Raw genomic sequence first — 21285 nt, forward strand, 5'->3', positions numbered from 1 at the left:
ACTCTAGCGTCCCATCATCCTGACATCGGCGATCGCACCGGCAATGGCGGATGCTGCGGCACTCGCGGGGCTCGCCAGATGCGTCAGCGCGCGCGGCCCCTGCCGGCCGACGAAATTGCGGTTCGAGGTCGAGACCGAGCGCTGCCCGGGCGCCACCACCTCGCCATTGGCGGCAAGGCACATCGAGCAGCCCGGCTCGCGCCACTCGAAGCCGGCGTCGATGAAGATCTTGTCGAGCCCTTCGGCGACCGCCTCGCGCTTGACGTTCTCCGAGCCTGGTACCACCCAGGCGCGGACCCCGGCCGCGACCTTGCGGCCGCGCGCAACCTCGGCCGCGGCGCGCAGATCGCTGAGCCGGCTGTTGGTGCAGGAGCCGATGAACACCCAATCGACCGGCGTGCCCGCGATCGGCGCCCCGCCTTGCAGGCCCATATACTCGAGCGCAGTCTCGATCGCGGCGCGCCGCAAGGGATCGTCGACCGCCTTCGGGTCGGGAATCACGCCGTCGACGCCGACGACGTGCTCGGGGCTGATGCCCCAGGTCACCTGCGGGATGATCTTCTCGACATCGATCACGACCTCGCGGTCGAACACCGCGTCGGGATCGCTCGGCAATTCGCGCCACGCTTTCACCGCGAGATCCCACATCTCGCCTTGCGGCGCATAGGGACGGCCGCGGAGGAATTCGAACGTCTTTTCGTCCGGCGCGACCATGCCCATCTTGGCGCCGAGCTCGATCGAGAGGTTGCAGATCGTGAGCCGGCCCTCGATCGGCAGCGCGCGGATCGCACTGCCGGCATATTCGACCGCATAGCCGGTGCCGCCGGCGGCGCCGATATGGCCGATCAGCGCCAGGATCATGTCCTTGGCGGTGACGCCGAGCGGCAGCTTGCCCTCGAAGCGCGCGCGCATCGTCTTCGGGCGGCGCTGGATCAGCGCCTGCGTCGCCAGCACATGGGTGAGCTCGCTCGATCCGATGCCGAAGGCGAGCGCCCCCAAGCCGCCATGGGTGCAGGTGTGGCTGTCGCCGCAGACGATGGTCGCGCCTGGCAGGCTCAGGCCGAGCTCCGGACCGATGACGTGGACGATGCCCTGGCCGGGCTGATCGACGTCGAACAGCGTGATGCCGCTCGCCGAGGTCTCGACCCGCAGCGCAGCCAGCAATTCCAGTCCGATCTTGCTGGTTCCGGCGCGGCCCGGCGCCGTCGACAGCGCGTGATCCGGCGTTGCAAAGGTCAGTTCGGGATTGTGGACCTTGAGGCTCCGGCTCTTCAGATCGAGCAGGCCGCGCGAGCCACCGAGATCGTGCAGCAGATGGCGGTCGATATGAAGGAGGTCTGTGTCTTCGCTGAGGCGAGCAATGACATGCTGGCCCCAGATCTTCTCGAGCAAACTTCGGCCGGGCATCCGCCTTCCCCTGCTCTCTGCGTTTCCATGCGGCTTGATCTTATTGGCGCCAATCTGGGCCAAAGTTGTCGTCAAGTGAAGCAGTTTTGCCCTAACATCACATATGTGATGGAGGTGCGGTACTTGACCCACCGAGGAGCCAGCCATGCCGAATCCGAATAAGACGGCCATCGTCAAATCGGCCATGCGGACGTTTGCAGTTCTGGAGTTCTTTCGGAAAACAAAGCGGGCTGCTTCCGTGACCGAAATATCGTCCGCGTTGGAGATGCCGCAATCGAGCACGTCAATGTTGCTTCGATGTCTCGTCGAATTGAACTACCTGGAATACGAGCGAAAGACCCGGCTCTTCATCCCCAGTTACCGGGTCAATCTGCTCGGTGACTGGATCCGTCGTTCCCCGTTCCGTGATACCAAGCTCACCGATCTGATGGAGGAACTCTGGACCGCGACGGGCGGCGAAACCGTCATGCTCGGACAACAGGCCGGCGCGGCCGGGATGCAATATCTGCACGTGGTCCCTGGCGGCTCTCAGCTTCAGTACACGGCACAAGCCGGTCAAATACGACCGATGGTGCGGACCGCGCTCGGACATGTGCTGCTGAGCCAAATGCCGAACACCAAAATTCGCGGCATTATCCGGCGCAACAACGCCGAGGAGCCGAGTCAATCGGCGCGCGTTCGCGAATCCGCCTTTCTCGAGGAGGTCGAGCGCATTCGCCGCCGCGGCTATTCCGAGTCAGGCGGCCGCACGACGCCGGGCGCAAACACAATAGGCATGCTCGTTCCTCTGCCAAAGCGACGCGCTCCGCTGGCTATCGGCATCGGCGGCCCCATCGAACGTATCGCGGCAAAGCGCGCGCACATCATTGATGTCATGCAGAGCCGGCTGAAAGAATTGACAGATGAAGCCGGGCCAAGATTCGTTGAGAAATGACCTCTTGGGACGCATAACGCGTCGTGCGGATGACGGAGCCGTAGCCCGGATGAAGCGAAGCATTCGGACTAAATATCTGTCTTCTCCTTCCCCCTGAAAGGGGGAAGGTCGGGATGGGGGTCAGCCGCAGGCGACGCTCTATGTGGAGAGAGTTGATCCCCACCCGCTTTGCTCTGGCGAGCAAAGCAACCTCCCCTTTTGAAGGGGAGGTTGGGACCCGCGCTGCAGTTAGATCTTTCGAATTTCCTACGACGCCAGCGCTTCTTCCGGCATCACGGCCGACAGATGCTGGCTTTCGGCCACGGCGCGGTTGGTGATGCGGCCGCGATGCACGTTGAGGCCGGCGCGCAGATGCGGATCCTCGACCAGCGCGCGCAGCCCCTTCGATGCCAGCGCCAGCCCGAACGGCAAGGTGGCATGATTGAGCGCGTGGCTCGAGGTGACCGGCACCGCGCCCGGCATATTGGCGACGCAATAATGCACGATGTCGTCAACGAGGTAAGTCGGCGCCTGATGCGTGGTCGGCTTCGAGGTCTCGAAGCAGCCGCCCTGGTCGATCGCGACGTCGACCAGCACCGCGCGGCGTTTCATGCCTGCAAGCTGCGCGCGCGACACCAGCTTTGGCGCGCTGGCGCCCGGCACCAGCACCGCGCCGATCACAACATCAGCCGCGAAGACCTCCTGCTCGATCGCTTCCAGCGTGGCGTAACGGGTGCGGACGCGGCCGAGGAAGAGGTCGTCGAGCGCGCGCAGCCGCGGCAATGAGCGGTCGAGAATGGTGACTTCGCTGCCAAGGCCTGCCGCCATCCGCGCCGCATGGGTGCCGACCACGCCGCCGCCGATGATCGCAACCCGCGCCGGCGGAACGCCGGGCACGCCACCGAGCAGCTTGCCCATGCCGTCGGCGGATTTGCGCAGCGCGACGCCCGCGGCCTCGATCGCGAGCCGCCCGGCGACTTCGCTCATCGGCGCGAGCAGCGGCAGTCCGCCATGTGCGTCGGTCACCGTCTCATAGGCCACCGCCGTGCAGCCGGAGGCGATCAGACCCGAGGTCTGCGGCACGTCGGGCGCGAGATGCAGATAGGTGAAGAGGATCTGTCCCTCGCGCAGCCTGATCCATTCGGTCGGCTGCGGCTCCTTCACTTTCACGATCATCTCGGCGACGGAAAACACTTCTTCGGCGGTGTCGGCGATGCGCGCGCCGGCCAGGGTGTAGACGTCGTCGCCGGCACCGATGCCGTCACCGGCGCCGCGCTGGACCACGACCTCGTGGCCGTGCGCCACATATTCCCGCACCGAGGCAGGCGTCAGCCCGACCCGATATTCCTCGACCTTGATTTCCTTGGGCACGCCGATGCGCATGGTCCGCTCCTTGAAGGATTCGTTTCCGCCGCCATCAAGGCTATGCCCCGTCACATGGCGTTTCTCAGCGATTTCCGGCTTGCTCACAGCCGATTACGCCCATATCCTTCGCTTCCAGCTCAGCCCTTGAAGGAAATCTGCGTGGACGGTCTCGATCGTATCGACCTCAAAATCCTCGCCGAGCTGGTCGCTGATGCCCGCGCCAGCCAGATCGAGCTTGCCGAGAAGGTCGGGTTGTCGCCGACCGCCTGCGCGCGACGCATCCGCCATCTCGAGGAGATCGGCGTGATCCGCGGCTATCGCGTCGACCTCGAACCATCAACGCTTGGACTCGTGACGACCGTCGTCGTCACCATCACGCTGGAGAAGCAGAGCGAGGATTATCTCGCAGCCTTCGAGGCGGCGATCGCACGCTGTCCCGACGTCGTGTCCTGCCATCTGATGTCGGGCAGCGACGATTATCATCTGCAGGTGATCGCCCGCGACATCGCCGACTTCGAGCGCATCCACAAGCAGCATCTGTCGCGGATGCCGGGCGTCGCCCGCATCCATTCCAGCTTCGCGATGCGCGAAGTGGTCCGCCGCACCATTCCCGAGACCGCGCTGCGCGGCTGACGGTCACGCACCACCACGCACTGTCACAATCGCGCACTGTCACAATCGGACACTGTCACAATCGGGCACTGTCACAATCGGATCTGCCCGGCTCGCTCCCACACGCAATTTTTTTAGTTCGTGATTCGCCGCCTTCTATGACAGAATTGCTACAGTTCAATATCAATTCGGTTACACGCGGAGCGGTGAATGAGCATGGAGTGGCGGGCACGGCCGGTTTCGCTGGCTTGGTCAAATCCAGTGGTCCGGTGGTGGGGCTTCTTGAGCCTCGTCAGCGCCGCCAACATCGCGGTCTGGTTCGCGCTCTACCGCCAGTTCAATGAACAGGCCAATGGCAGCTTCAGCAACACCTCGGGCATCGGCCTGATGATGCTGCTGTGCGCGGCCTATGTGTTCGGCTGTGCTTTCCGCTCGGTCCTGCCGCGCGCCGACGTGCAGCGCATCTGCCTGTTCGACACCTGGCTGTCGAGCGTCGTGGTCGGCCGCACCGTCGCCACCGTCGCCGAGGTCTGCTTCGCCGCGCAATGGGCGATCATCCTGCATCAGCTCGGCACCATGACCGGCGCCGAGACCACCGTGAACATCGCCTGGATCATCGTGCCGCTGATCGTGATCGCGGAATGCTTCTCCTGGTATGCGGTGCTGACCACCCATTATCTCTGCAACGCGATCGAGAACTCGATCTGGGCGGTGGTGTTCTTCCTGGTCGGGATTGCTCTGTGCCGGCTGCTGCCGGAGTTTCATGGCCCGGTGCGCTGGGCCTTCATCGTCGCGATCGTCGGCATCGCCGGCTTCCTCGCCTTCCTGATGACCGTCGACGTCCCGATGTATCTGAATCGCTGGCGCGCCAACCTCGCCGCCGGCGGCACGCTGCTGCATCCGCTGGAAGGCCTGCGCGACGTCAGCCGGCGCTGGGTCGTGACCCATGACATCGCGGAATGGCGCGAGGAGATCGCCTGGATGTCGCTGTATTTCAGCATGGCGGTCTGGTCGAGCCTCGCGCTCTGCGTCGGCTACTCGCTCGAGGATCAGCTGCCGCGCTACCGCACCGAGCCCGTGATCGTCGCAACGACGCCGGCGCCGACAGCGCAGCACACCGCCACGATCGACGCGGCGGTACCGTCGCGGAATTGATCGGCAACCGCCCACGCGCAGCTTGTCGCCATTGGCGCTTTCGGAGTAAAGGCTGAGGCGTCCCCGCTCATCCGTCAGCGCGTTCCATGCCCCGCATCACCATCATCGAAACCGGGCTCGTCAACCCGCAAGCCCGCGAGCGCCACGGCAGCTATCCGCAGATGTTTCAGCGGATGGTGGCGACCGCCGATCCATCTGTTGGCTGCGACGTCGTCAGCCTCGCCAATGGCGAGACGCTGCCGGATCCGGTCGCATTGGATGCGATCCTGATCACGGGATCGGCCGCCGGCGTCTACGACGACGTCGCGTGGATCGCGCCGCTCGAAGCCTTCGTGCGCACGGCCCATGACAAGCGCATTCCGACTGTCGGCGTCTGCTTCGGCCATCAGCTGATCGCGCAGGCGCTCGGCGGCACGGTGCGCAAATCCGAGAAAGGCTGGGGCATCGGACGCCATGTCTATCGGATCGCGCCGGACAACGGACTGATCGACGGCGAGACGATCGCCGTCGCCTGCTCGCATCAGGACCAGGTGGTCGACGCGCCCGCCTCCGCACGCACCATCCTGTCGTCCGCGTTCACGCCGCACGCCGCCCTGCTCTACGCCAACGGCACGACGCTGTCGGTGCAGCCGCATCCGGAATTCACCGCCGACTATGCCGGCGCGCTTTGCGACCTGCGCCGCGGCCTCGCGCCGGATGCCCTGATCGAAGCCGCCAAGACTTCGCTCACCGAACCGCTCGACCACGCCACGCTTGGCGGCGTGATCACGCGCTTCCTCGTGCGCCGTAGCAACTAGACATCGTGTTCGCTTGGCGGCCGCAACGGAACTGCGCTCCCTCGCCCCGTTCTTACGGGGAGAGGGTTGGGGTGAGGGGCTGTCACCACGTCAACGGAGCCAGAAAAATTCGCGGAGGCTCCCCCTCACCCGCATCGCATCTTCGATGCGATGCGACCTCTCCCCGCACGCAGGGGAGAGGTGAAGGAAGCGCTTGCTTCGCTGTAAAGCCTTCATTCGCAGCTAGCCCTTGTGCCACTGCGCGGCGGCGTCGCGGGCGAAATCGCGATAGGCCCGCGGCGCGCGGCCGAGCAGCTTCGTCAGGCGTGCCAGCTCATCGGCCGTCGCGACCGCGCCGTCGCTCTGGTACCGGCCGAACATGAGGCGCATGTCGAGCGCGAGCCATGCCGGCATCGCTGCCTTGAAACGCTGCTCCATCGCCGCGAGATCGTCCCCGCCATAGCTGACCGCGCGGCCAAGCTCATCGCGCCAGATCGCAGCCGCGCCCTCGCCGGTCACGACGTCGGGGCCGACCAGCGCGTAGGTCTCGCGGCCCAGCGGTGCGGACGCGCGCTCGCGGCGCAGCAACTCGATCGCGGCCGCCTCGCCGATATCGCGGATGTCGACCATCGAGATGCCCTTCGCGCCGATCGGCATGCCGTAGGCGCCGAAGTTCAGCAGCGGCTCCTTCAGCCGAAGATCGTTCTGGATGAAATAGGACGGACGCAGGATGGTCGCGGGAAGATCGAGCGCCTCGATCATCCGCTCGACCGTGTGCTTGCCGGCGAAATGCGGCACGTCCGCATAGGCCTCGCCCTTGAACACCGAGAGATAGACGATGCCCTTGACGCCGGCCTCGCGCGCGGCGGTCAGCGTCAGCATCGCCTGCGTCAGTTCGTCGGCGGCATTCGGCACCAGCAGGAACAGCGTGCTGACGCCAATGAGCGCCGCGCGGACCGAATCCACGTCGGCAAGATCGCCGCGAACCGCCGTCACGTGCTGCGGAAATTGCGCCTTGCCGGGCGAACGCGTCAGGGCCCGAACCTCGACGCCCTGACCGGCGAGATGATTGAGAACCTGGGTGCCGATGGTGCCCGTGCTGCCTGTCACCAGAATGGTCATGTCGCATACTCCTCTTTTGGGGCAGACCGTCTGCCGTTGCGGAGAAGCTATCTGTTCCAATTTTCCTTTGGAGATGGCATTATCTGAACACATCGTTTCGAATATGGAACAGTTGGACCTTCAGGCACTCGCCGATTTCAATCTGGTGGCCGCTCATGGCGGGCTCGGCCGCGCCAGCCGCGCTTCCGGACGGGCCAAGGCCACGCTGTCCCGCCGCGTCGCCGAACTGGAACAGAGTCTCGGCGTCCGCTTGATCGAGCGGGGTTCGCAGAGCCTGCGATTGACCGATGAGGGCCGCGCGCTGCACGAGCGCACCAGCGGTCCATTGTCCGACATCGCCGAGGCCGGCGAAGCCGTGGTGCTCGGCGCATCGACACCGCGCGGCCGCTTGCGGGTCAGCGCGCCGGTCTTGCTCGCCCATGTCGCGTTCGGCCGGATCGGTGCGCGCTTTGCGCGCGCCTATCCCGACGTCCAGCTCGAGATCGTCGCCGAGGATCGCCTGGTCGATCCGGTGGAAGACGGCTATGACCTCGTCATCCGTATCAACCCGTCACCGGATGAACGTCTGGTCGGCCGCCGCTTCCTCAGCGACGAGCTGCTGGTCGTGGCGCATCCCGATCAGCAACGACCGATGACCGCCGCGCGCGATCCCGATGGCGTCACCGTCGATGCCGTTCTGATGTCGCCGACGCCGCCCGATATGGTCTGGCGCATCCGGAATGAACGCGAAGAGATGATGCTCAGGCCGCGGCCAATGCTGCGTCTCTCATCGATGCTGATGATGCGCGATGCGGTGCTCGCAGGCGCGGGCGCGGCCCTGCTGCCGAAGCTGCTGGTCGATGACGACATTGCCGCGGGTCGGCTTGCCTATTGGGGAACAGATGCCAGACCTCCGGTCGAGATCTGGGCACTGCAGAGCTCGCGACGGCTGGTCGGCGCAAAGGTTCGCGCGTTTCTCGACGTCGTCGAGCAGGCATTCCCGAACCGGGTGTTCGTCCCGCCGGCCTGAGTTGCAGCCCGGACGATGCGCCTCAGGTCATGCTGCCCGGCATGAAGCAGCGCACGCGCGGGTGGCCGTCGATATAGTGCTTCCACACCATGGTGCGCCCGACCTTGTTCGGCTCGGTGATCACCGCCTCGTTCGGCACGACAACCCATTCATTGTCGATGAGCACGCGATAGTGGCCGTGATCCGACTCCCAGTCGGGATCGGCGACCACATAGCCGTCGGCATCCGAGCAGCATTGTCCATAGCCGCTGCGCAGGCTTTCGAACCAAGGCTTCAGCGGTGAATTGGCGTAGCGGCCGTCGTCTCGCGCCAGGGTCGGCGATGTCAGCCACATCGTCCCGAGCAGCAGTGCCGCACGCGTGATGGCGTGCATGTCGTCGTCTCCGTAAGTGTCGATCCAGCTGCGGGCGCGCGTCACAGACTGCTCGTCTGCGACGCTGCCGCCGCAGGCGAGAACACGACACATCCGCGCCCCAGCACCTGACATTGAACGATGCAAGAGCAGGGCCAGACGGGATGCCGGAAGACTACGGTCGACGAAAGTATAGGGCGTGAAGCACGATCAACGACTCATTGCTGCGACCTCGGGGACGAGCGGCGGTGCGCTGCGCGACGCCGCCTGCAGCGCGCATTCGACGAACCGGCGCGGCAGCAGCGAAGCGTTGGAGCGCATCGCCACCAGCATGCGGCTCTCCGCATCCGGCGTGTCCAGCGGCTTCGCCACCACATTCATCACGCCGGCCTGCTGGTAGCAGGACGGCAGGATCGAAAGCCCGATCCCGGCCGCGACCAGGCTGAGCACGGTGCGCAATTCATGCGCCTCCTGCACCACACGCGGGGCAAAGCCCGCCCGCCGGCACAGCATCGCGGCCTGATCGCCGACACCGCAGCCGCTCTCGGCCATACCGACGAATTCATGCTCGGCAAGGTTGGCCATCTCGAGCGCGCCCTTCGCGCCGGCCAGCGGATGATCCAGCGGCAGGAACACCATCAGCCGGTCGCGCCACACCAGATGGACCTGCAGATCGGCCGCCGGCCTGAAATCGAGCGGCGGGCGCATGATCGCGACATCGAGTTCGGCGTCGGCAAGCGCGCGCAGCTGCGTTGCCGTCGACATGTGCCGGAGCTCGATCTTCACCCGCGGATAGCTGGCGCGAAAGCTGCGGAACAGCTCGGCGAACATGTCGAGCATCGGGACCGAGCCGGTGAAGCCGACCCGGATCATCCCGGCCTCGCCGCGCGCCGCACGGCGCACCGTCTCCGACGCCAGATCAAGCTCGCTGACCGCACGCCGCGCATGTTCCAGCAGCAACTGCCCGGCCTGCGTCAGTTCCACCGCGCGCCGCGTGCGCGCCAACAGGCGCGTGCCGAGTTCTTCCTCCATCGCCTTGATCTGCGTGCTCAGCGGCGGCTGGCTGACATGCAAGCGTTTGGCGGCGCGGCTGAAGCTGAGCTCTTCGGCTACCGCGATGAAGTAACGAAGCTGCCTGTAATCCATCGCTTATTCCGATTCCCTATAAGTCGGGGGTCAACAAGGTATTTGACCTCACGGGGCCGTTTCCCGATCTTCGCGCGAAATCACCAGTCCTCCAAGGGAGAAGCGCGCGAAATGCGTCAGGTTCAGGCACGACGGCGCGGCGCTCGCAGCGGGTCAGCCATGCAATATCGCAGCGGACGATAGAAGATGACCGTTCCGTTTCGCGTTCTCGTCACCGGCGACAGCCTCGCGCCGGCTGCCGTCAATGTCCTCAGCGAGATCGGTGCAGATGTCGTGCTGATGCGCGATGCCGTCACGCCCGAGCGTCTCGCGCACGAGATGGCGCGGGCGCCGACGCAGGCGATCCTGATGCGCGGCAATCCGGTGTTCTCCGCCGCCACCATCGCCGGCAATCCGCACCTGCGCGTGATCGCAAAGCACGGCGCCGGCGTCGACAGCGTCGATATCGATGCCGCAACCGCCAGGCGCGTGCTGGTGATGGTCGCGGGCGATGCGAATGCGCCTGCGGTTGCCGAGCACACCATCGCGCTGATCCTCGCGCTCGGGCGCGACGTCGTCAGCTTGAACGCGCGAACCCATTCCGGCGCCTGGGACCGCGCCACCTATCGCGGCCGCGAAATCCGCGGCCGCACAATCGGCCTGGTCGGCTTCGGCCGCATCGCCCGGCACGTCGCGCGCGCGGCGGCCGCGCTCGGCATGAGCGTCGTCGCGCTCGGCCGAACCAGAGGCCGCGTCGATCCGGCGCTGGCGCGCGAAGCCGCCGATCTCGCCGAGCTGCTCGCGGTCTCCGACATCGTCAGCCTGCATGCACCGCTGACCGATGCGACGCGCGGCATGATCGATGCCGGGCGGCTCAACGCCATGAAGCCGGGCTCCCTCCTGATCAACACCGCGCGCGGCGCGCTGGTCGACGAGGACGCGCTGTGCGCGGCGCTGAGAAGCTGCCATCTCGCCGGTGCCGGCCTCGACACGCTGGCGGAGGAGCCGCCGGCCAAGGACAGGCCGATCCTGCAGGCACCGAACCTGATCGTGACGCCGCATATCGCAGCCCAAACCGGCGCATCGATCACGCGGACCGGCGTCGAGGCTGCGCGCAACATTGTCGCGGTCCTCACGCAACGCGACATCGATCGCGCGAATGTGGTGAACCCGGCGGCACTCGACGCACCTTAAATCTCGCAGAAACGGCCCAGCAAGAGGCCGCAACAAGAGGAAACGAACATGGATCTGGGGTGGCTGTCCAAGCTGTCCGCCGTCGAACGCAAGACCTTCTTCGCCGCCTTCGGCGGCCTTGCACTCGATTCGATGGACACGACGATCTACGCGCTCGTCACGCCGGCGCTGATCGCAACGCTGAGCCTGTCGCGGCCTGACGCCGGCATTCTGGCTTCCAGCTCGTTGATCGGCACCGCCCTGGGCGGCTGGGTCGCCGGAATTGCCGCGGACCGGTTCGGCCGGGTGCGCGTGCTGCAATTCACCATCCTCTTGGTCGCGGTCTCGACCTTTGCCGCCGCCTTTGCCGACGGCTTCTGGTATCTCTTGGTCGCACGCGCCGTCCAGGGCATGGGCTATGGCGGCGAGGCCGCGGTCGGTGCCGTGCTGGTCGCCGAAGTGGTTTCGGCCGGCATGCGCGGCCGCGTCGCCGCCGCGATCCAGAGCGGATACGCCGTCGGCAATGCGCTGTCGGTGGCGCTGTTTCCCGTCATCTTCGGCTGGCTGTCGCAGAACATGGCCTGGCGCGTGTTCTTCGCGATCGGAATCCTCCCCGCGCTGCTGGTCTTCTTCGTCCGCCGCTTCGTGCCGGAATCCACGATCTTCGTCGAGGAGAAGGCACAGCGCGCCGCCTCGCCGACGCACAGCTTCTGGACCATCTTCACCGGCGAGCATCTGTTCAAGACGCTGGTCGCGACCTTCTTCACCACGGGCACGCTCGGCGCGGCTTATGTGATGATCACCTGGCTGCCGACCTATCTGCAAACCGGGCTGCATCTGCCGGTCACGCACACCGCCGGCTATCTCGCAGTCAACATCTTCGGATCGTTCGTCGGACCGATCGCCTTCGGCCTGATCGCCGACCGCATCGGCCGCCGCAAGGGTTTCATGCTGTTCCTGGTCTGCCAGGCACTGAACGTCGTCGTCTACACCCAGGCGCCGATCGGCCAAGGCATCACCATCATCCTCGGATTCTTCCTCGGCGCGCTGCAGGCCGGCCTCGCCTCCGGCCTGATGCCGACCTTTGCCGAGCTGTTTCCGACCAGCATCCGCGCCAACGGCGCCGGCTTTGCGCTGAGCGCAGGGCGCGGCCTCGGCTCGATCGTGCCGGCGACCGTCGGCATTCTCTCGACGCGAATGCATCTCGGCGACGCAATGGCGATCTGCGCGATCTGCGGCTACACCGCCGCCTTCTGCGCGGCATTGCTGCTGCCCGAGCAGCAGGGCATCGACCTCAGAACAATGGCAGCGGGCGGCGCGCCGGACGGGGCCGAACGCCTGCCGCACGAACGAGAGACCGGACAGCCCAACAACATCCGAAATGGCGTCGCGACCCAATGAACGCCATCGCAATGAACGGGAGGATTTCAGTGACCGCATCTTCTGTCAGCGAGCTCGAACAGCAGACCATCCACCGCGTTTATTGGCGGCTGATCCCGATCCTGTTCGTGATGATGTTCTTCAACTATCTCGACCGTATCAATCTCGGCTATGCCGGGCTGACGATGAACAAGGATCTCGGCCTCAGCCCCGCGATCTTCGGCTTCGCGGCCAGCATCTTCTTCCTCGGCTACATGGTGCTCGAGGTGCCGAGCAACCTGATGCTGCACTGGCTCGGGGCCCGGATCTGGCTGGCGCGCATCCTGATCACCTGGGGCCTCGTCGCCGCGCTGACCGCCTTCGTCTGGGATCCGCTCAGCCTCTATGTGATGCGGTTCGGCCTCGGCGTCGCGGAAGCCGGCTTCATGCCCGGCGTGGTGCTTTACCTCACCTACTGGTTCCCGGCGCGCTATCGCGCCCGCGCGGTGGCGGGATACATCATCGCCGGCTCGTTCTCGGCGGTTTTGGGCGGGCCGATCTCGACCAGCATCATGACCTGGTTCGATGGCACTGCCGGTCTCCACGGCTGGCAATGGATGTTCCTTGCCGAGGGCGTGCCGACCATTCTGCTCGGCCTGTTCACGCTCTATTATCTCACCGACCGCCCGGCCAAGGCGAGCTGGCTCACCAAGGAACAGGCGGCCTGGCTGGAGGGCGAACTCGCCGCCGAGCGGGCCGAGATTGAACAACAGGGGCAGCACAGGTTGATCGAATGCGTGCTCGATATCCGGGTCTGGCTGCTGGCGGCGCTGTTCGGCTGCGCACTGGTCGGGATCTACGGGCTCTTGCTGTGGCTGCCGCAGATCATCAAGGGCATGGGCAATCTCAGCAACATCCAGGTCGGCTTCCTCTCGGCAATCCCGCCGCTGCTCGGCGTCATCGGCACCATCGTGGTCAGTCGCAGCTCGGACAAGACCGGCGATCGCAAGTTTCATCTCGCGGCGGTCTATCTGCTGGCCGCGGTCGCGATGCTCGGCAGCGCCTATGTCGCGAGCCCGGTGCTGGCCTTCGCGTTCCTGTGCATCGTCGGCTTCAGCCTCAATGCCGGCAACCCGCTGTTCTGGAGCATCAATGCCTCGCTGCTGACGGGCGCGGCCGGCGCCGCCTCGATCGCGCTGGTCAACACGCTGGCGCAGTTCGGCGGGCTGATCGGGCCGTGGTGCATCGGGCTGATCAAGGACTCCACCGGAAGCTTCTCCTGGGCGCTGGTCGGGATCGCCGGCTTCCTGCTCGTCGCCTCCGCCATCGCCGCCACCATGCGCGTCAAGCCGCGCGAGACGGAATTGACGGACGCGATCCCGTCATCCGTCGCCCACTGACACCCCTGCCAAGGAAGCAACCATGATCATCGATTGTCACGGCCATTACACCACCGAGCCGGCCAAGCTGCAGATCTTCCGCGACAAGCAGCTCGCGGGCCTCGCCGACAAGTCGCGCCGGCCGCTCACCACCAATCTCGGCATCACCGATGACGAGATCCGCTCCAGCGTCGAGGGCGCGCAGCTTCGCCTGCAAAGGGAGCGCGGCACCGACGTCACCATCTTCTCGCCGCGCGCGGCCGGCATGGCGCATCACGTCGGCAAGGAAGCGACCAGCCGCGAATGGACCACGATCTGCAACGACCTCGTGCACCGGGTCTGCACGCTGTTCCCGCAGAACTTCGTCCCCGTCTGCCAGCTGCCGCAGAGCCCGGGCGTCAAGCCCGCGAACTGCATCGAGGAGCTGGAGCGCTGCGTGACGCAGCTCGGCTTCGTCGGCTGCAATCTCAACCCCGATCCCGCCGGCGGCTATTGGTGCGATCCGCCGCTGACCGACGAATGGTGGTATCCGCTGTATGAGAAGATGGTCGAGCTCGACGTGCCGGCGATGGTCCATGTCTCCTCGTCCTGCAATCCCTGCTTCCACGGCACCGGCGCGCATTACCTCAACGGCGACACCACCGCCTTCATGCAGTTCCTGACCTCGGACCTGTTCAAGCGCTTCCCGACCCTGCGGTTCATCATCCCGCATGGCGGCGGCGCGGTGCCCTATCACTGGGGCCGCTACCGCGGCCTGGCGCAGGACATGAAGCTGCCGCCGCTGTCGGAGCATCTCTTGAAGAACGTGTTCTTCGACACCTGCGTCTATCACTTGCCCGGCATCGAGCTGTTGACCAGGGTGATTCCCGTCGAGAACATCCTGTTCGCGTCGGAAATGGTCGGCGCCGTGCGCGGCATCGATCCTGAAACCGGTCATCACTTCGACGACACCCGGCGCTATATCGACGCGCTGCCGCTGAGCGCGGCGGACAAGGCCAAGATCTTTGAAGGCAATGCCCGCCGCGTCTATCCTCGCCTCAACGCCCATCTCGACCGCCGCGCGCATTGAGCGAAGCGATCGATGTTTACGGCCCCGTCATTGCGAGGAGCGTCGGCGACGAAGCAATCCATCGCTCCGCATCTGCGGAAGCATGGATTGCTTCGCTTCGCTCGCAATGACGGTGATGGTCCTACAAGCAAGATATTTCCGTCGTCCCGATTGCAAACGTACAATCACGCCCAACACACCGGAGAAAACCGATGGCCATAGGATTTGCTATTCACAAGGCGAAGCGGAAAGTGTCGCCCGATCTCGTCGCGCGCTACCGCACCCTGCCGGTCGCCAATATCAGCGATTCGATGTCACGGATCGCGGGCACCAACCGGCTGCGGCCGATGCACGCGGGCGGCTGGCTCGGCGGCCCGGCGCTGACGGTCAAGACCCGGCCCGGCGACAATCTGATGGTCCACAAGGCGATCGACCTGGCCCAGCCCGGCGACGTCATCGTGGTCGATGCCGGCGGCGTGCTGGTCAACGCCATCATCGGCGAGATCATGTCGACGCTGGCCGAGAAGAAGGGCGTCGCGGGCTTCGTGATCGACGGCTCGATCCGCGATGCCGGCGCGATCCGCGCCGGATCATTCCCGGTGTTCGCCGCCGGCGTCGCCCATCGCGGACCCTACAAGGACGGCCCGGGCGAGATCAACTGCGCCGTCTCGATCGACGGCATGATCGTCGAGCCCGGCGATCTCGTCGTGGCCGACGACGACGGCGTGCTCTGCGTGCCCTATGACGACGCCGAGGCGATCTGCAAGCTGACCGAGGCCAAGAAGGCGACCGAGGAAAAGGCCATCCAGCAAATCCTCGCCGGCACCAGCGACCGCCGCTGGGTCGACGAGGCCCTGCTGCGCCTCGGCTGCGAGTTCAAGGACTAGACGATCGGCGGTCCCAAAAGGCGGCGATGCCCACCTTTTGGGCAGCAATTTGCGCCAAGTCGGCCGGAATCATCCGGCCCCTATTGGGCTCACGTGCCCGTCCATCAAAATCGGGAATTTTTCCCGATTACAGTTGGAAAAGAATCCCGGCCTTCCGGGACTGATGTTGTTTGCCAAAGCCACGCCGCTCCCGCAGTCTCCGAGCCAAGGTTCGTTGGGGATCAAGCCGAACCGCGGCTTAGGGGTGGGCGTCATGGCTGGTGCGTTGTTGCGTGCGGCAACACGGTCTTTGTCTTCTTCGGTCTATACGCACGGCGCTGCGGCCGTGCTGGCCGTTATTGGCTCTGCACTGCCATCGACTGTCCTGCATGCTCAGACGGCCGATCCGGCCCCCACCGAACTGCCGCCCGTCAACGTGATTGCGCCCACACCGCTGGCCGGCACCCGCAGCGCAAGGCCGGCGGCACGGCCGGTGGTTCGGACCACGCGAACCGCGCGAACCCGAACCGGACCTGTTGCTCCGGCAGCGGGACCCGATGTCGGCACCGCTGCACCCAGCCCCTCCGACCGCGACTCCACCCTGATTGATCGCGACAAGGTCCCGTCCAACACCGCGGTGATGACGACGCAGGATTTCAGCCACAACTACTCGACTAACTTCCTCGATGCTGTGAACCGCAAGCTGCCCGGCGTCACGCTCGGCGACCAGACCGGCAATCCGTTCCAGCGCAATCTCGACTACCGCGGCTTTACCGCCTCGCCGGTCCAGGGCACGCCGCAGGGCATCGCGGTCTATCAGAACGGCGTGCGCATCAACGAATCCTGGGGCGACGTGGTCAACTGGGATTTCATCCCGGAAAAGGCCATCGACAGCGTCGCATTGTTTCCCAACAATCCGGTGTTCGGCCTCAACGCGATCGGCGGCGCGCTGAGCATCCAGATGAAGAACGGCTTCACCTATCAGGGCTCCGAGGCTGAACTGTTCGGCGGCTCTTACGGGCGCGTGCAGGGCAGCGTGCAGGCCGGCGGCCAGAGGGACAACATCTCCGCCTACGCTGCGTTCGAATCCGCGTATGATCGCGGCTGGCGCGACTACGCCAATTCGTCGCACATCAACCGCATGTATGTGGACGTTGGCGCACGCAGCGACGACACCGAATTTCATGTCAATTTCACCGGCGCCAGCAACCTGCTCGGCAACGTCGCAGCGACGCCGGTGCAGATGCTTAATCAGCGCTGGTCGAGCGTCTACACCTGGCCGCAGACGACGCTGCTTCAGCTCGCCTTCGTCAACGCCACGCTGAACCATAATTTCTCGGATACCTGGTCCTTCCAGGGCAATGCCTATTTCCGCGGCTTCCGGCAGACCCATGTCGACGGCAACGGCACCGACGTGCATGCCTGCGACGCGGGAGACAGTTTGTGCATCGGCGACGACCTGCCGATTTTCGGTCCGGCGGGAGGTCCCTCGGTTCCGAACACGCTGGGCAACGCCTTCCTTGGCGAAGTCGACCGCAACCGGGCCGCGACCAACAGCTTCGGCGGCACAGCCCAGCTGACCAACTCGGACAAGCTGTTCGGACACGACAACCACGTTGTGATGGGCGTCAGTGTCGACCACGGCAACACGAAATTCACGGCGACCAGCGAGCTCGGAACCATCGATCCGAACAACCTGTTCGTGACCGGCACCGGCATCTTCATCAACCAGCCCGATGCCGGTCTCGCCCCGGTCGACCTGCGCGCAACCAACACCTACACCGGCGTATATCTCACCGATACCTTCGACGTGACGAACAGGTTCTCGGTCACTGCTGGTGGACGATTCAACTATGCCCAGATCGATCTGCAGGACCAGACCGGGACAAATGACCAGCTCAACAGCAGCAACCGATTCCAGCGCCTCAACCCGGTGATCGGCGGCACCTACAAGATCACGCCGAACCTCACCGTTTATGCCGGCTATTCAGAGGCCAACCGCGCGCCGACGCCGCTCGAGCTCGGCTGCTCCGATCCGGCCCGCCCCTGCGTCATCGATTCCTTCCTGGTGTCCGATCCGCCGCTCAAGCAGGTGGTGTCGCACACTATCGAGGCCGGCTTCCGCGGCACCTGGGGCAACGATGCCAGGACCGGCATGCTGAGCTGGGGCCTCGGCGCGTTCCACACTCTGTCCGACGACGATATCATCCGGGTGCAGAGCCCCATCGGCACAGGTAATTTCGGCTATTTCCAGAATGCGGGGCAGACCCTGCGGCAGGGCATCGAAGCCAAGCTCGACTACCGCGTCAATCGCTGGAACGCCTATGCCAACTACACCTTCATCGACGCGACCTATCGAAGCGCAAACACGTTGCCGGCTCCCGACAACCCGAACGCCCTGACCGACCCGAACAACGATGACGTCCGGTTCATCAACGTCAAGCCGGGCGACCAAATCCCGGGCATTCCGGCGCACCGCTTCAAGGCAGGTGTCGAGTACCTCGCCACCGACGCATGGAAGGTCGGCGCCGACATCAACGTGGTCGGCAGCCAATGGCTGATCGGCGACGACACCAACCAGAGCCAGAAGGTCCCGGCCTACGCGGTCGTGAACCTGCACACCTCCTACAAGATCACGCCGAATATCGAGGTGTTCGGCCTGATCAACAACGTCTTCAACCAGCATTATTATCTCGGCGGCGCGTTCTACGAGACCGGCGGCTTCGCCAGCGCCGGAGCTGCGCCCAACCTGATGGCGCAGCTGACCGATCCGCGCACCTTCGTGCCCGGCATGCCGCTCGCGGCCTATGCCGGCATCAGGGCGAAGTTCTAAAGCGCGATGAGATTAGGTTGAATCGTCATCGCGCTTTAGCTCTTTGTTTGAGCATGATCTTTTCGGAAAACCGCTTCGCACTTTTCCGGATCATGCTTTAGGGCAATTCCTGGAAGACGCTACGCCACCGTCCCGCCGTCGACCGGCATCGCGATGCCGGTGACGAACGACGCCTTGTCCGACAGCAGGAACACCGCGACCTCCGCGATCTCCTCGGGACGCGCGGCGCGGCCCATCGGATTGCGGGTGACCGCGGCCTTGATCAGCTCCTCTGGATCGGCCTCGTTGTGGCCCGGCTGGTCCGGCCGGTTGACGAACACCCGCAGCATCGGCGTGTCGATCGCACCGGGGCAGATCGCGTTGACGCGGACGCCGTCCTTGGCGTGGCGCTTGGCGAGCGCGCGCGCCAGCCCGATCACGCCGGCCTTGGCCGCCGAATAGGTCGGACTCCACGGCGAGCCGACCAGGCCCGAGGTCGATGCAGTGAACAGGATGCTGCCCTGCCGCCGTGCGGTCATCTGGCCGAGCGCCGCGTTGGTGGTGATCAGCTGCGAGCGCAAGTTGAGATCGACGCTGAGATCCCAGCCTTCCAGATCGTCGATCACGGACGGACCGGGAATGCCGAGGTGATTCCACACGCAGTCGAGCGCTCCAAATTCCTTCACGGTCGCCGTGACGATGTCGCGCGCAAAGCCGTCGTCGCGCAGATCGCCGGTCAGCGCCAGCGCGCGCCCGCCGCCCTTTTTGATCTCGTCGACCACCGCCTTCGCGCCAGCCTCGTTCTGGTCGACCACCGCGACCGCCGCGCCCTCGCGCGCGAGGATGCGTGCCCCGGCGCGGCCCGCGCCGGATGCCGCGGCGGTGACGAGTGCGATCTTGCCCTGCATGTCCATGTTTCGATCCTGACTGTGCCCGTGACTTCGAGCCTTCTTGGGTTCTGAAGTTTTGGTTGAATCAGGACCGCGGCGCTGCCGTCTTGCGCTGACGCGCTAAAGCATGATTCGGAAAAGTGCGAAGCGGTTTTCCGAAAAGATCATGCTCAAACAAAGAGCTAAAGCGCGATAACGATTCAGCCTAATCTCATCGCGCTTCAGCGCCCGCCGAACAGGACCGGAGACTGGCCGGGCAGCAGCTGCGAATGAATGTCGCTGTCCATCCGCTCCGCCCCTTGCTGGGTGAAGCTCGCGCCGAAGGACAGGCTGAGATTCGAAGTCGGCCGGAACTCGAGTCCCGCGCGCGCCGAATAGCCGGCGTTGACACCGGGATTGCCGCTGAACGGCGCCAGCGGCCCGCCGGCACCGGGCGGATTGTATTTCAGGGTGTCGAAGCCGGCGAAGAAGGTCACGGGCGTATTACCGACACCCCTGAAATTGTAGCCGAACTGCGCGCCCTGATATTCCAGCGAGCCGAACGCCGCCGATTGGCCGAGCGCGTTCCAGCCGACGCGACCGCCTTCGCTGCCGGCGAACCAGCCGTCGGGCCGGCCGTTCAGATACGAGAAATCGCCGCCTCGCGCGCCGGCGGCGTCAAAGCTCGGAAAGTTTCCGTAGGTATCTGCCTTCTGGCCGTCGGCGAGACTGCCGCCGAAGCCGAACAGCGAGCCCGGCGTCCAGTAGCGCACCGGGCCGGCTTGGGCATTGGCCTGCTGCTGGCCGCTCAGGCACAGCGCCAACACTGCGATTGCGGGGCCGAGTTTGCTTACCAAAGTGGTCATCAGATTACCGTCACGAGCACCGAGATTATACGTCCCGACGACCGGGAACGCCAGCCTGCGCCCCTACTCCACCGCGAGCAGCTTCTGCTTCAGCAAATCCGTCAACCAGTCGGCAAACACCTGCAGCCGCCGCGACAGATGCTGACGGTGCGGATAGAGCAAGGTCATCGGCATCGGCGCGGCGCGGTGCCGCGGCATCAGCTCGACGAGCTCTCCGGCATCGAGGTGCCGCTTCACGTCGTAGGCGGGAATCTGGATCAGGCCGAGGCCGGCGAGGCAGCAGGCGATATAGGCCTCGGCGCTGTTGACGGTGACGCGGCCGCGCATCGCGATGCTGCGCGTTGCGCCCTGCTCGCACCACTCCCATTCCTCGATGCGGCCGGTGGAAGGCGAGGCGTAGTTGACCGCCCAATGCGCGCCGAGATCGTCGGGCGTTCGCGGCGTGCCGTGGCACGCGAGATATCCGGGGCTTGCGACATTGATCAGCGTCAGATTGCCGAGCGGCCGCGCGATCAGACCGGAATCGCTGAGCGGGCCGACGCGCACGACGCAATCGGCGGAATCCTCGATCAGGTTGATAGCGCGATCGGTGACGCCGAGATCGATGTTGATCTGCGGATAACGATCAAGGAAAGCCGGCAACGCCGGCGCGATGATCAGGCGGCCGATCCGCCCGGGCACGTCGACCCTGAGCCTGCCGGACGGTTCGGCGGCGGCGTGCCGAAACAGGGTCTCGGCCTCGTCGACATCGGCAACGACGCGCAAGGCTCGTTCGTAAAACGCCGCGCCGTCATGCGTGGGCGACACCTTTCGCGTCGTGCGATGCAGCAGCCGCGCGCCGACGCGCTGCTCCAGTTCTGCGACCGCTGACGAGACCGACGAGCGCGGCACGCCCAGCGTATCGGCCGCCCGCGTAAAACTCGCGCACTCGACGACGCGAGCGAAGATGCGGAACAGGTCGATGCGGTCCAAAATCGTCCCCGATTGTTCGCCATTCCCGACAAGTGATATCAGGATGCATGGCTTTATCGGCAAATTCCAGACGATATTGTCGTCTCCAGAAAGCGGCCGCAGGGC

At 65.2% G+C, this 21285-nt stretch carries 19 protein-coding genes; 11 read left to right on the plus strand and 8 right to left on the minus strand.

Going from position 1 to position 21285, the window contains the following annotated elements; translation table 11 throughout:
• Nucleotides 1-3: 3 nt before the first annotated feature.
• Nucleotides 4-1407: a 3-isopropylmalate dehydratase large subunit gene (gene leuC / locus ACVIHF_RS27940; RefSeq protein WP_456792891.1), complete on the minus strand. Its 1404-nt coding sequence runs from the start codon at nt 1405-1407 to the stop codon at nt 4-6.
• Between the two features lie 145 nt (nt 1408-1552).
• On the opposite strand from leuC, the gene ACVIHF_RS27945 reads away from it, so the two are divergent.
• A complete protein-coding gene (locus ACVIHF_RS27945) occupies nt 1553-2341 on the plus strand; it encodes an IclR family transcriptional regulator (RefSeq protein ID WP_253607059.1) in 789 nt (262 codons plus the stop codon).
• 246 nt (nt 2342-2587) lie between these two features.
• Here the strand turns inward: ACVIHF_RS27945 and ald are convergent, their stop codons facing one another.
• Nucleotides 2588-3703, minus strand: a complete 1116-nt coding sequence (gene ald / locus ACVIHF_RS27950) for an alanine dehydrogenase (protein WP_253607058.1) — start codon at nt 3701-3703, stop codon at nt 2588-2590.
• Nucleotides 3704-3829: 126 nt separating this feature from the next.
• Here ald and ACVIHF_RS27955 point away from each other — a divergent pair, with 126 nt between their 5' ends.
• From ACVIHF_RS27955 to ACVIHF_RS27965, 3 genes are all read left to right on the plus strand, one after another.
• Complete coding sequence (locus ACVIHF_RS27955) at nt 3830-4318, plus strand: Lrp/AsnC family transcriptional regulator (RefSeq protein ID WP_253607057.1); 489 nt, start codon at nt 3830-3832, stop codon at nt 4316-4318.
• 195 nt (nt 4319-4513) lie between these two features.
• Nucleotides 4514-5452, plus strand: a complete 939-nt coding sequence (locus tag ACVIHF_RS27960; protein WP_253609890.1) for a hypothetical protein — start codon at nt 4514-4516, stop codon at nt 5450-5452.
• A gap of 86 nt (nt 5453-5538) precedes the next feature.
• Nucleotides 5539-6249 carry a type 1 glutamine amidotransferase gene (locus ACVIHF_RS27965; RefSeq protein ID WP_253607056.1) on the plus strand — a complete coding sequence of 237 codons (711 nt, stop codon included), beginning with the start codon at nt 5539-5541 and terminating at the stop codon, nt 6247-6249.
• Between the two features lie 222 nt (nt 6250-6471).
• Here ACVIHF_RS27965 and ACVIHF_RS27970 read toward each other — a convergent pair whose 3' ends face one another.
• Entirely contained in the window at nt 6472-7350 is an 879-nt protein-coding gene (locus ACVIHF_RS27970) for an NmrA/HSCARG family protein (protein ID WP_253607055.1), read from the minus strand.
• Nucleotides 7351-7462: 112 nt separating this feature from the next.
• On the opposite strand from ACVIHF_RS27970, the gene ACVIHF_RS27975 reads away from it, so the two are divergent.
• On the plus strand, nt 7463-8359 hold the full coding sequence (locus ACVIHF_RS27975; protein WP_253607054.1) for a LysR family transcriptional regulator: 897 nt from the start codon (nt 7463-7465) through the stop codon (nt 8357-8359).
• Nucleotides 8360-8381: 22 nt separating this feature from the next.
• On the opposite strand, the gene ACVIHF_RS27980 is transcribed toward ACVIHF_RS27975, so the two are convergent.
• Entirely contained in the window at nt 8382-8732 is a 351-nt protein-coding gene (locus ACVIHF_RS27980; protein WP_225158832.1) for a hypothetical protein, read from the minus strand.
• Nucleotides 8733-8921: 189 nt separating this feature from the next.
• Nucleotides 8922-9857, minus strand: a complete 936-nt coding sequence (locus ACVIHF_RS27985; RefSeq protein WP_253607053.1) for a LysR substrate-binding domain-containing protein — start codon at nt 9855-9857, stop codon at nt 8922-8924.
• Between the two features lie 186 nt (nt 9858-10043).
• Here ACVIHF_RS27985 and ACVIHF_RS27990 point away from each other — a divergent pair, with 186 nt between their 5' ends.
• From ACVIHF_RS27990 to ACVIHF_RS28015, 6 genes are all read left to right on the plus strand, one after another.
• The gene (locus tag ACVIHF_RS27990; protein WP_456792892.1) at nt 10044-11030 is read left to right on the plus strand and encodes an NAD(P)-dependent oxidoreductase; all 987 of its coding nucleotides are present in this window, start codon (nt 10044-10046) and stop codon (nt 11028-11030) included.
• A gap of 48 nt (nt 11031-11078) precedes the next feature.
• Complete coding sequence (locus ACVIHF_RS27995; protein ID WP_253607051.1) at nt 11079-12410, plus strand: MFS transporter; 1332 nt, start codon at nt 11079-11081, stop codon at nt 12408-12410.
• Between the two features lie 29 nt (nt 12411-12439).
• Nucleotides 12440-13768 carry an MFS transporter gene (locus ACVIHF_RS28000; protein WP_253607050.1) on the plus strand — a complete coding sequence of 443 codons (1329 nt, stop codon included), beginning with the start codon at nt 12440-12442 and terminating at the stop codon, nt 13766-13768.
• A 22-nt stretch (nt 13769-13790) separates the two neighbouring features.
• Nucleotides 13791-14816, plus strand: a complete 1026-nt coding sequence (locus ACVIHF_RS28005; protein WP_253607049.1) for an amidohydrolase family protein — start codon at nt 13791-13793, stop codon at nt 14814-14816.
• Between the two features lie 191 nt (nt 14817-15007).
• The gene (locus ACVIHF_RS28010; protein ID WP_253607048.1) at nt 15008-15682 is read left to right on the plus strand and encodes an RraA family protein; all 675 of its coding nucleotides are present in this window, start codon (nt 15008-15010) and stop codon (nt 15680-15682) included.
• Nucleotides 15683-16007: 325 nt separating this feature from the next.
• Nucleotides 16008-18494, plus strand: a complete 2487-nt coding sequence (locus ACVIHF_RS28015) for a TonB-dependent receptor (protein ID WP_309145014.1) — start codon at nt 16008-16010, stop codon at nt 18492-18494.
• Nucleotides 18495-18613: 119 nt separating this feature from the next.
• Here ACVIHF_RS28015 and ACVIHF_RS28020 read toward each other — a convergent pair whose 3' ends face one another.
• From ACVIHF_RS28020 to ACVIHF_RS28030, 3 genes are all read right to left on the minus strand, one after another.
• Nucleotides 18614-19387 carry an SDR family NAD(P)-dependent oxidoreductase gene (locus ACVIHF_RS28020; RefSeq protein ID WP_253607047.1) on the minus strand — a complete coding sequence of 258 codons (774 nt, stop codon included), beginning with the start codon at nt 19385-19387 and terminating at the stop codon, nt 18614-18616.
• 197 nt (nt 19388-19584) lie between these two features.
• On the minus strand, nt 19585-20208 hold the full coding sequence (locus ACVIHF_RS28025; RefSeq protein WP_253607046.1) for a hypothetical protein: 624 nt from the start codon (nt 20206-20208) through the stop codon (nt 19585-19587).
• A gap of 63 nt (nt 20209-20271) precedes the next feature.
• Nucleotides 20272-21180 (minus strand): LysR family transcriptional regulator, encoded by a 909-nt coding sequence (locus tag ACVIHF_RS28030; RefSeq protein WP_253607045.1) that lies wholly within the window; start codon nt 21178-21180, stop codon nt 20272-20274.
• Between the last annotated feature and the right edge of the window lie 105 nt (nt 21181-21285).

The organism is Bradyrhizobium sp. USDA 4506 (genome assembly GCF_054058795.1).